11 protein-coding genes and 1 pseudogene are annotated in these 9,408 nt (G+C 48.6%); 6 read left to right on the plus strand and 6 right to left on the minus strand.

Going from position 1 to position 9,408, the window contains the following annotated elements; all coding sequences use genetic code 11:
• A partial coding sequence (locus tag Q0238_RS05765; RefSeq protein WP_297943841.1) for a hypothetical protein occupies positions 1 to 187 on the plus strand: 187 nt, incomplete at its 5' end.
• A 330-nt stretch (positions 188 to 517) separates the two neighbouring features.
• Here the strand turns inward: Q0238_RS05765 and Q0238_RS05770 are convergent.
• The 6 genes and pseudogenes from Q0238_RS05770 to hemW all read right to left on the minus strand — a co-directional run bounded on the left by Q0238_RS05770 (position 518) and on the right by hemW (position 5,689).
• The gene (locus tag Q0238_RS05770) at positions 518 to 970 is read right to left on the minus strand and encodes a hypothetical protein (protein WP_297943844.1); all 453 of its coding nucleotides are present in this window, start codon (positions 968 to 970) and stop codon (positions 518 to 520) included.
• Between the two features lie 39 nt (positions 971 to 1,009).
• Positions 1,010 to 2,047 carry a hypothetical protein gene (locus Q0238_RS05775; RefSeq protein WP_297943847.1) on the minus strand — a complete coding sequence of 346 codons (1,038 nt, stop codon included), beginning with the start codon at positions 2,045 to 2,047 and terminating at the stop codon, positions 1,010 to 1,012.
• Positions 2,044 to 3,063, minus strand: coding sequence for a tRNA preQ1(34) S-adenosylmethionine ribosyltransferase-isomerase QueA (queA, locus tag Q0238_RS05780; protein ID WP_297943848.1), 1,020 nt, complete (start codon positions 3,061 to 3,063; stop codon positions 2,044 to 2,046). Before queA ends, Q0238_RS05775 begins: the two co-directional genes overlap by 4 nt.
• Position 3,064: 1 nt before the next feature.
• On the minus strand, positions 3,065 to 3,820 hold the full coding sequence (tatC, locus tag Q0238_RS05785) for a twin-arginine translocase subunit TatC (protein ID WP_297943851.1): 756 nt from the start codon (positions 3,818 to 3,820) through the stop codon (positions 3,065 to 3,067).
• A 468-nt stretch (positions 3,821 to 4,288) separates the two neighbouring features.
• Positions 4,289 to 4,558 (minus strand): annotated as a pseudogene (tatB, locus tag Q0238_RS05790) (Sec-independent protein translocase protein TatB); the annotation flags it as partial.
• A 57-nt stretch (positions 4,559 to 4,615) separates the two neighbouring features.
• On the minus strand, positions 4,616 to 5,689 hold the full coding sequence (hemW, locus tag Q0238_RS05795) for a radical SAM family heme chaperone HemW (protein ID WP_297943854.1): 1,074 nt from the start codon (positions 5,687 to 5,689) through the stop codon (positions 4,616 to 4,618).
• A 136-nt stretch (positions 5,690 to 5,825) separates the two neighbouring features.
• On the opposite strand from hemW, the gene Q0238_RS05800 reads away from it, so the two are divergent.
• From Q0238_RS05800 to Q0238_RS05820, 5 genes are all read left to right on the plus strand, one after another.
• Positions 5,826 to 6,296 carry an RNA pyrophosphohydrolase gene (locus Q0238_RS05800; RefSeq protein WP_297943856.1) on the plus strand — a complete coding sequence of 157 codons (471 nt, stop codon included), beginning with the start codon at positions 5,826 to 5,828 and terminating at the stop codon, positions 6,294 to 6,296.
• A complete protein-coding gene (locus Q0238_RS05805; RefSeq protein ID WP_297880342.1) occupies positions 6,296 to 7,501 on the plus strand; it encodes an aspartate kinase in 1,206 nt (401 codons plus the stop codon). The genes Q0238_RS05800 and Q0238_RS05805 overlap by 1 nt, the downstream gene beginning before the upstream one ends.
• A complete protein-coding gene (locus Q0238_RS05810; protein ID WP_297943859.1) occupies positions 7,501 to 8,034 on the plus strand; it encodes a HobA family DNA replication regulator in 534 nt (177 codons plus the stop codon). The genes Q0238_RS05805 and Q0238_RS05810 overlap by 1 nt, the downstream gene beginning before the upstream one ends.
• On the plus strand, positions 8,031 to 8,651 hold the full coding sequence (locus Q0238_RS05815) for a DNA polymerase III subunit delta' (RefSeq protein WP_297943862.1): 621 nt from the start codon (positions 8,031 to 8,033) through the stop codon (positions 8,649 to 8,651). The genes Q0238_RS05810 and Q0238_RS05815 overlap by 4 nt, the downstream gene beginning before the upstream one ends.
• The coding region (locus Q0238_RS05820; RefSeq protein ID WP_297943865.1) for a dihydropteroate synthase at positions 8,648 to 9,408 on the plus strand (761 nt) is incomplete at its 3' end. The genes Q0238_RS05815 and Q0238_RS05820, both read left to right, overlap by 4 nt.

Consider the following 9,408-nt stretch of genomic DNA (forward strand, 5'->3'; position numbering starts at 1 on the left):
TATGACGCAGCAAGATAAAGTCTATTATATCCAGCGAAGTTTGATGTTTAGCGGCTACGGCGTGACGATCGACGGTAAATGGGGCAAAAAAACTATGCAAGCGGCGCAGAAATATTCGGGCTCGTCCGCAACCTCGATCGACGAACTTTATGAGGCAGTCAAGGCTAAAAAAGAGGGCGAAAGATAAAATTTAAATCGCGAGCCAAGCCATCCGCACTAAATTCTTAAATTTACTCGCTTAATATACGTCTTATCGGGCGCTTCAAAACAGATTATGCCGCTTGTAAAATTTTTTAAGTCCGCTTGGGGCGTAAATTTTCAAAATAAAGCTTGATCGTTTTTGAGGTAAGCGGATAAAATAAGCCCGCCTACGTACGATCTGTGAGTAAAAATTTAACGAATTTGGCTGCAAGGCGCGACGGAATTTGCGCTGTTTGCGGCTTGCAAGAGGGATAAATTTAAGGGCGCGATCTTTACGGGCAAAATTTTATGCGCGACCGATTGGGCGCGCGGTTTTCTATGAAAGTTTAAATTTCTTATGCTCAAAGTGGTATTTTTTCTGCGAAATCGCGTTAAATTTAAGGCTATCTATCCTGGAGAAGTTAACGGCGTATTCCTTCAAGCAAGCGAGGATGAAAGAGAAGCGGTAATTGCCATTTTCGTAAAATATCTCGCTCGTTATTATTTCGCCGGGCGCCGCGTCGCATCTTTGATCCGAGCTCATAACGCATTTTAGTTCATAATATCCATTTTGCAAATCTCCGATGTAAAATTTCAAATGCAACTTTTCATTAATTTGCTTTTTGGGTAGCAATAGCGCATCGTTGAAGTTTATGCCCGCAAAAATTCTTTCTAGCGTATGCATATTTTTATGCAGCCCTTCCAAATACGCCTCATACCGCCGCTGCCTTAAGGTATATTCACTATCTTTTATATTGCCCTTGATCCAATCTAAGTCAAAATATAGCACTTCAATCTCTTAGGTTTTAAATTTGTCGTTACCCGTTCGCTACAGCCCCAAGAAATTCTCATCGTTTTTGATCTTTTCGATGAGATCAAGCGTGGCGTAAAATTCGTCGTAGAAGTATGGCATCTCGAGCTTGAAAAATTTAAAGCTTAGCCCCTCCAGCACCTTGAGCGAGTGTTTGTTTTTAAGCAAAAATATGAAAAATACCCCGTCTTTTTCCAGCGCGTTGAGGTAGTTTATTTCGCTTATATTTGCGCGCAAGATCTCGGCGTCGAGGATGACGACGTCGGCTACGTAGATGAAGTCGTTTAGGTGCCTCTTTGCGCTCTCCCAGTTGGAGTTTGGCATCACGTCGCAGCCAAGCCCGCTCAAAAAATCTCTTAGCTCCTCAAAGATCGCGCGGTTTTTATGCGTGATTATGACGTTGTAGTCGTATTTTTTGGCGCTAAAACTTTGCTGTGCGAAGCAGCTAAGCACCGCATCCATTTTGATAAAGGTTCCGCGCCCGTCGGCTCCAATACTCGGATGCGAACCGAGTGCACGTAAATGGGTCTGCGCCGAAGTAAGATACTCATCATCCGTGCTAGCAGCGCTTTCTAGTGCACTTTTAAGCGCATAGGTACGCGGATCCTTTAGCTCGCGATCGATACCTACTCGCACGTCGAGCTTGATAGAGCTCATATTTGCTCTAAGTTCCTTGCTACTAAATTCCACGCTTACGCGGATCGGTTCAGCAATATTTTGTAGGAAAAACTCGCACGCGTCAAAAACCGCGCTAGTGAGATTTAGCACCTCGCCGCCGTAGATACGCGGCAGCTGCGGTGGGAAGCTAAGATAGAGCGTGCTATCGTATTTCGTGCACTCCTCAAATAAAATTTCGCTTTGAAATTTTAAAATTTTTAAAATATCGATCTGCGCGATATCCTCACGTCTGGGCACGACGGAATTACTTTCTTTGGCTTTAGGCGCAGCGGAGAAAATTTTGCCGCTTACGGCGTGCTTTTTAGCAAAAAGTTTTCTTGCCGCAAAGCCTGCCGTCGCAGCCAATATTGCTAGTGCGCCTAAAACCATGGCTTTCATAGCACAAGCATCCCATCGCCATAGGAGTAGAAGCGGTATCTTTGCTCCACTGCGATGCGGTAGAGCTCAAGCGTGCGCTCAAGACCGATGAAGCTCGCTACGAGCATTATCAGCGTGGATTTTGGCAGGTGAAAGTTCGTAAGCAAAAAATTCTGTCTTATCGGCGGGTTGCCCGGGTGTAAAAATAGCTCGCAGATTCCGCTGCTTTGCCCGTTACGTGCAAAATTTTCGATCGTTCTCGTAACGGTCGTACCCACGCCTAAAATTTTTCGCTCGCTTTTTAGAATTTGCGCGGTCTGCGGCGGGATGGAGTAGAGCTCGCCGTGCATCTTATGATCGCGCAGATCCGCTACTTCCACGGGCTTGAAAGTACCCGCGCCTACGTGTAGCGTGATAAAATAAATTTCGTGGTTTTTACGCAGATCGTTTAGCATCGCATCGTTAAAATGAAGGCTTGCGGTTGGTGCGGCGACGGCGCCTTGCTCGCGCGCGAAGATACTTTGATACCAGCTCTCGTCCTGCTTGGTATCGGCGCGCTTGATATACGGCGGCAGCGGCACGTGGCCGATACGTTCGCAAATTTCAAAAACATCATGGGTGTTTAAAGCTTTACCGCCCTGCTCAAACTGCACGATGCGAAGCCCGCCTTCCATCAGCTCGCAAACGCGCGCTTCAAGACCGCTTTGAAATTTTAATTCGCTGCCTACTTTGACGCTACCGCGAATATAGGCGCTAAATTTATCGCCCGCAAGCGGCGAGTTTAGTAGAAGCTCGATCTTGCCGCCGCTGTTTTTATGACCGAATAGGCGCGCCTTAATCACCCGCGTGTCGTTAAAAATAATATCGCAGGGCGGCAGGGCGTCCGCTAGATCGCCGAAGTGCGCGTGCGTGATCTGCTGCTTGGCGCGGTCATAGATCAGCAGGCGTGCGCTTTGTTTGGGCATCGCAGGCGCGCTTGCGATGAGCTCGCTAGGAAGCTCATAATCGTAGCTGCCAACTAAATTTAGATCCGCCATCTCACGCCTGCGCTACGTCCGTGGAATTTTCGCCTTCGTCATCCTCAGGCTTATACGGATTTATCATTTTGGCAATGAAGATCGAAAGCAGATAAAGCGCAATTAGCGGAGTTGCGAGCATAAACTGACTAAGCACGTCCGGCGGCGTCATCACCGCTGCAAAGATGAAAATAATGACGATTGCGTAGCGGAAAAAATCGCTTAGGCTTTTGTTCGTCACAAGCCCGATCTTGGCGAGAAAAAAGGTCACCACTGGAAGCTCGAAGCTGATGCCAAATGCGACGACGAGCTTAGCGAAAAAGCCTACATATTCGCCGATTGTAGGCATCGCAGTAAATTGCTTGGCGCCAAAATTTACCAAGAAATTAAACGCGACGGGGATTACGAAAAAATAGCAAAACGCCGCGCCTAAAAAGAACATAATGCTCGCGCCACTAACGAAGGGGATGACATATTTTTTCTCGTTGTCGTAAAGCCCGGGCGCTATGAAAAGCCACGCCTGCCAGAAAATTATCGGCATCGCTAGAAGCAGCGAGGTGAAAAACGACACCTTCATCGCGGTAAAAAACGTTTCGCCAAGCTGGGTAAAGATGATCTCGCTGCCTTTGGGAAGTACGCGCACTAGCGGGCGGGTCATAAAGCCTAAAATATCCTCCCAAAAGCCGAAGCACGCGATAAAAAGGACGATGACGGACAGCACGCAGATCACCAGGCGCTTGCGAAGCTCGGCTAGATGGGGTTTTAGCTCTTCAAACATTAAATTTCTCTCTCATTATGATTTTTGCGTATCGCTATTTTGTGCGTAATTTTGCGTAGAATTTTGCGCATCGCCGTTTAAATTTGCGTTTGCATCTTGTGCGCCGTTTTTCGCTTCACCGCTTGCTTTCGTATTTTGCGCGCTATTTTCTGCACTGCCGCCCGTGCTCGGCATGGAATTTTCGCCTTTGTTTACAGCGCCAGAATTCGCGCTTTTACTTTCAGCGCCGGAATTCATTGCGCCGAGGACGGAGCCTTGCGTAGAGTTTGCGGTGCGGGCAGAGCTTTGCGCGGAATTTTCGCCGCTCGAATTTGCTTTTAAATTTGCCGTCTCGCTCTGTTTTTGCGCCGAGACTTCCGCAGAATTTAGCGTATCTTTGGCGGCGTCCGAGTTAAGCGTTTCTTTAAGCGAGCTTTCCGCGTCTTTTAGACCCGCATTTAGCGTCTCTTTGACCGAGTCGATACCGCCTTTTATCTCGTCGAGCTCCTCGAACGTGAGCTTTTTGCGCACGCCCTCACTTGCTTGCGTGATACTCTCTTTATATTTTTTGGCGTCCTCTTTGAGCTCGGCGATGCGAAGCTCCTGATCGAAGCTCGATTTTGCGTCGTTGATGGTTTTTTTGATGACTTTGAAGTATTTAGCGAGCTCGACCAACACTTTTGGAAGCTTTTCGGGCCCCAGCACGATTATCGCGATGATTAAAATGACCGTAATTTCAGGCATACTGATACCAAACATAAAATTTCCTAACGTAAAAAGTGGCGTATTGTAACTAAAATTTCATTAATCTTAAATTTAGCGCCCATTGCGGCTTTCTTGCGCGATAAAAAGTGCGATCTCGTCGGCGAGCAAAAAGTTGGGATTATAAAATTTAGCCTCGCTGAATTTCAGCTTTTTTGCCTGCACGAGCAGCCGCGCGTTGCTTAGCTCCGCGGCGTCTAAAATTTGCGCGTCCACGCCCAAAATACAGCGCAACCCAAGGAATATGCGCTCGAGCTTTTTATCCTGCGCGCTTAGAGCTTCACGCTGTTTTTGCAGCGGATCTGCGATGTAATCTCGCAAATTTTTAGGCGAGCTAAGGCGCGCCTGCCCGCTAGTTCCGACCGCAAACGCTCCAAATCCCGCATAGTCCTCGCCGCGCCAGTAGGCGAGATTGTGCTTACAGCGCAGTCCGCGCGCGGCAAAATTTGAAATTTCATACTGGCTAAAGCCGCTATCCGCCGCAAGGGCAAAGAGAAATTTAGCTAGAGCCGCGCTTTCCTTTTTAAAGCTTTCGCGCCCGAAAAAAGGCGTATTTTCCTCAAGGCTTAGCGCATAGGCGCTTAGGTGCGGCACTTCGCAGCGCGCAAGCTCAGCCATTTCAAATTTTAAATTCCTTTTATCGTCAAATTTGCTCGCATAGATTAGGTCTAAATTTATATTATCAAAGCCCGCCGCTTTGGCATTTTGCACCGCTAGGAAAATCTGCGCCGCACTGTGCGCGCGACCGAGGAACTTTAGCTTGGCGTCGTTGAAGCTTTGCGCGCCGAAGCTGATGCGGTTTACGCCGAGCTTTCGCATCGCCCTAAGCCAAGCGGGGCTAGCGGAGTTTGGGTTGGCTTCCGAGCTGATTTCGGCTTTGGCGGCAAAATGCGGCGCAAGCAGGGCAAAAATTTCATCATAAAGCCCCGCATCTACGGCGCTTGGCGTGCCTCCGCCGATAAAAAGCGTCGAAATTTGCGCATGCGGATTTTTCGCCAAAAAGTCGCGCACTTCAAGCTCTAGCGCGCGAAAGTAGCTTTTTGCGAGGCTAAACTTATCGCTGAAGGAGCCAAAGGCGCAATACGGGCATTTTGAGGTGCAAAACGGCACGTGGATGTAGATGTGCAAGGGCGGTCCTATGGGCTAAATTTATGTCGCAAAATTTAGCGAATTAATTTGAAAATTTATATAAATTTTAAGCCTCTTAACGCAAATTTTAATATTTTTAGGTAGAATTTTGAGAAATTTTTTGTGAGAAAACGAGATGGAAAAAGAGAAAAATTACAGACCAAATGTCGCTGCAATCGTACTTTCGCCCTCGTATCCGTTTAATTGCGAAATTTTAATCGCGCAACGAAGCGACATCAAAGGCGCTTGGCAGTTTCCTCAAGGTGGTATCGACGATGGTGAGACGCCTAAGATGGCGATCCACAGAGAGCTGGGTGAGGAGATCGGAACAAACAAAGTCGATATCATCGCTGAGTGCCCGAAGTGGCTTAGCTACGACTTTCCCGATGGGGTAGCTCAAAAGATGCGCCCATACGACGGGCAAATTCAAAGATATTTTTTAGTGCGATTGCGAAGCTTAGCCGATATAAACATCAATACTAAACTTCCGGAGTTCGACGCATTTAAATTCGTAGGCGCAAATGAGGTTTTAAGGCACGTAAATCACTTCAAAAAGCCGATTTACGCGACGGTTTTAAAATATTTTAAGGAGGAGGGTTACATTTAATGCTGATCGTTCAAAAATACGGCGGTACGAGCGTCGGTACGCTAGAGCGGATCGAGGCGGTCGCGCAGCGCGTGATAAAGACTAAAAACGAAGGACACGATGTCGCGGTAATCGTCTCTGCGATGAGCGGCGTTACCAATCAGCTCATCGAGCAGGCGGAATTTTTTACTAAAACTCCCGTAGGCAGAGAGATGGACGTGTTGCTAAGTTCGGGCGAGCGCGTCACGAGCGCACTTTTGGCTATCGCGCTAAATGCCAAGGGCTATGCTGCGATCGCATTTAGCGGGCGTGGTGCGGGCATCGTGACGGATAATTTTCACACCAAAGCTCGCATCGTCTCTATCGATCCAAAAAGCATGCAAGAGGCGTTAAAGCAGGGCAAAATCGTCGTCGTCGCGGGCTTTCAAGGTATTAGCACCGCAGGCGAAGTAACTACGCTCGGGCGAGGCGGGAGCGATCTTAGCGCAGTCGCCGTCGCAGGAGCGCTGAATGCCGATCTGTGCGAAATTTACACCGACGTGGACGGCGTTTATACGACCGATCCGCGCATTGAGCCCAAAGCCAAGAAGCTTGATCGCATCAGCTACGACGAGATGCTTGAGCTTGCGAGCTTGGGAGCGAAGGTTTTGCAAAATCGAAGCGTCGAGCTTGCGAAGAAATTAAACGTAAATTTGGTGACGCGAAGCAGTTTTAACGATCATGAAGGAACACTCATAACAGGAGAAGAAAAGATGGAAGATGCGGTAATTAGCGGCATTGCACTGGATAAAAATCAAGCAAGAATTACGATTAGAAACGTAGAGGATCGCCCCGGCGTCGCGGCTGAAATTTTCTCCGCGCTTGCGAGCAAGGAGATCAACGTCGATATGATCGTGCAAAATATCGGACGAAACGGCGAGACGAATTTGGGCTTTACCGTGCCGCAAAACGAGCTAGAGACGGCCTATAGGGTAATGAAAGAGGTAAATCCAAATCCGAATTCCATCATCGAATCGGACGCCGATATCGTAAAGGTTTCTTTGGTAGGCGTGGGTATGAAAAGCCACAGCGGCATAGCCAGCAAGGCGTTTAAGACGCTTGCGGACGAAGGGATCAACATCCAGATGATCTCCACGAGCGAGATTAAAATTTCGATGATCGTAGAGGCCAAATACGGCGAGCTTGCCGTGCGCGCGCTGCATAAAGCCTACGATTTGGATAAATAATGCAGGATCTGCACACTTGGAGCGTTACGGCGATGCGCTCCGAGCCCGGACTTGAGTGGCTCGAGGATCGCAAGGAGGACTGGACGCCGCTTTTAGCATCAAAGCTAAAATTCCTCCACGACGGCTTTGCTTTCATCATCATCTGCGACGATGAGCGAAGCTGGTTTAGCGAATACATTATCAAAAAGATCAACTCCTCTACCAACTCACGCCCGCTGCTACCGTTTTTTTCGCTGCGCTCGCTCTATCGCGGCGGCGTAAATAGCCTGGAGGACGCGCTGCTGCTAAACGATATGCTAAGCCTCGCGTTTGCCAACGGCTTTATATATTTTTACATCGGCAACGGCAACCATCCGCTAGCCAAAATCGCCAAAAGCCACGAGGACAGCTATCTGTGGCTCATCGATGAGAGGCTGCAAAACAGCTTTTACATGAGCGAGAGCGATCCGAGCCTCGATCTCAAACTGATCCAACTTTTTAAAATTTTAGATAAAAGCATTGACGCCGTGCTTTTTGACGAAGTGGTGCTTTGAAAATCATAAATCAGATCGTTTTAACAAACGATTATGAGGGCTTTAAAGATAAAATTTTAGCCGAAATTCCACGCAAAAATTTAAGGTTTTTCGAAAGCGTCGAGCTTAAGATCGACGAGGCGCGAAAGATCATCGACGAAGCCTACGTCGCCGAGCGCGAGGATAAGGTCATCGTCATCGCCGCTACGAAATTCGGCGAGGAGGCGCAAAACGCTCTGCTTAAAATTTTAGAGGAGCCGCCTAAAAACACGGTGTTTTTCCTGATCACCCCTTTCATCAACGCCCTGCTGCCCACCATCCGCTCGCGTCTGATCGTACAAAACCTCTGCGTGCGAAAGCCCAGATACCGCACCGGGCTAAACTTAACCAGGCTAAGCCTAAAGGAAGCGGTGGAGTTTATCGACGCGCAGATCGCGCTGGAGCGCAAGGGCGAGCTGGACAAAACGGCGCTAAAAGCGCTCATCGGCGAGATCGCGCTAGAGTGCTTCGAAGCGGGCGTCAGGCTAAGCGGCGATGAGCTGCAGCGGATTGACCGCTTGAGTTATCTTGCCGAGCATAACGCCAAAGCCCATGCCGTGCTTACTCCGTTACTGTTGATGATCGAGGAGAAAAGATGAAAATTTATAAAATTTCAAACGAAGCAGATTTTTCGCTGATTTGCGAGCGCATCGGCGTACGAAATGCGGGGCGGGCGATAATGCAGAAAAAATCGCGCCTAAACTTTTTCTATCTAAAAAATTTGCGAGCGCCCGCGGCAAATATTTTAAAGCAGGATGCCCTTAGTATCGGCGCCGAGCTTGCGTGCAACGAAGGAGTGATCCTAGGGCGCGATGGTACGGACGCAGTTTTGATCGCAAACGATCGCCAGATCGAAGCTTTAGCGCAAAAAGAAGCGCTGCAGGATTTTGGGCTAAAAGAGGTCGCGAAATTTCTAGGCAAGAAATTTGCCAAGCCGCAAAGCTGCGAAATAATGGGCGTCGTCAATATCAACTCCGATAGCTTCAACCCCGCAAGCCGCGCGGCAAACTTAAAAGAGGCGATCTGCAAGATCGAAAATATGATCGAGCAAGGCGCCGCCATTATCGACATCGGCGGCGTGAGCTCGCGCCCGGGCAGCCAGTACTGCGGCAGGGATGAGGAGTTTGCGCGCATAAAGGACGTGCTGAGCGAAATTTATCGCCTGCGTCTGCACGAAAAGGCTAAATTCAGCCTCGATAGCTTCGATGAGTATTGTTTGGAATTTGCGCTAGATCGGGGCTTTAGTATCATTAACGATATCAGCGCAAACCTCGCCCTCGCTCCGCTTGCGCTTCGCTACGACGCCGCTTACGTGCTGATGCACATGCAAGGAAAGCCGCAAAATATGCAGCTTGC

Source organism: uncultured Campylobacter sp. (assembly GCF_938045775.1).
GTDB lineage: Bacteria > Campylobacterota > Campylobacteria > Campylobacterales > Campylobacteraceae > Campylobacter_B.

Excerpts from the sequence above, each read along its gene's own strand:
- Q0238_RS05775 (WP_297943847.1), bottom strand. The coding sequence starts at position 2,047 with ATGAAAGCCATGGTTTTAGGCGCACTAGCAATATTGGCTGCGACGGCA.
- tatC (WP_297943851.1), bottom strand. The coding sequence starts at position 3,820 with ATGTTTGAAGAGCTAAAACCCCATCTAGCCGAGCTTCGCAAGCGCCTG.
- Q0238_RS05805 (WP_297880342.1), top strand. The coding sequence starts at position 6,296 with ATGCTGATCGTTCAAAAATACGGCGGTACGAGCGTCGGTACGCTAGAG.
- Q0238_RS05810 (WP_297943859.1), top strand. The coding sequence starts at position 7,501 with ATGCAGGATCTGCACACTTGGAGCGTTACGGCGATGCGCTCCGAGCCC.
- Q0238_RS05800 (WP_297943856.1), top strand. The coding sequence starts at position 5,826 with ATGGAAAAAGAGAAAAATTACAGACCAAATGTCGCTGCAATCGTACTT.
- queA (WP_297943848.1), bottom strand. The coding sequence starts at position 3,063 with ATGGCGGATCTAAATTTAGTTGGCAGCTACGATTATGAGCTTCCTAGC.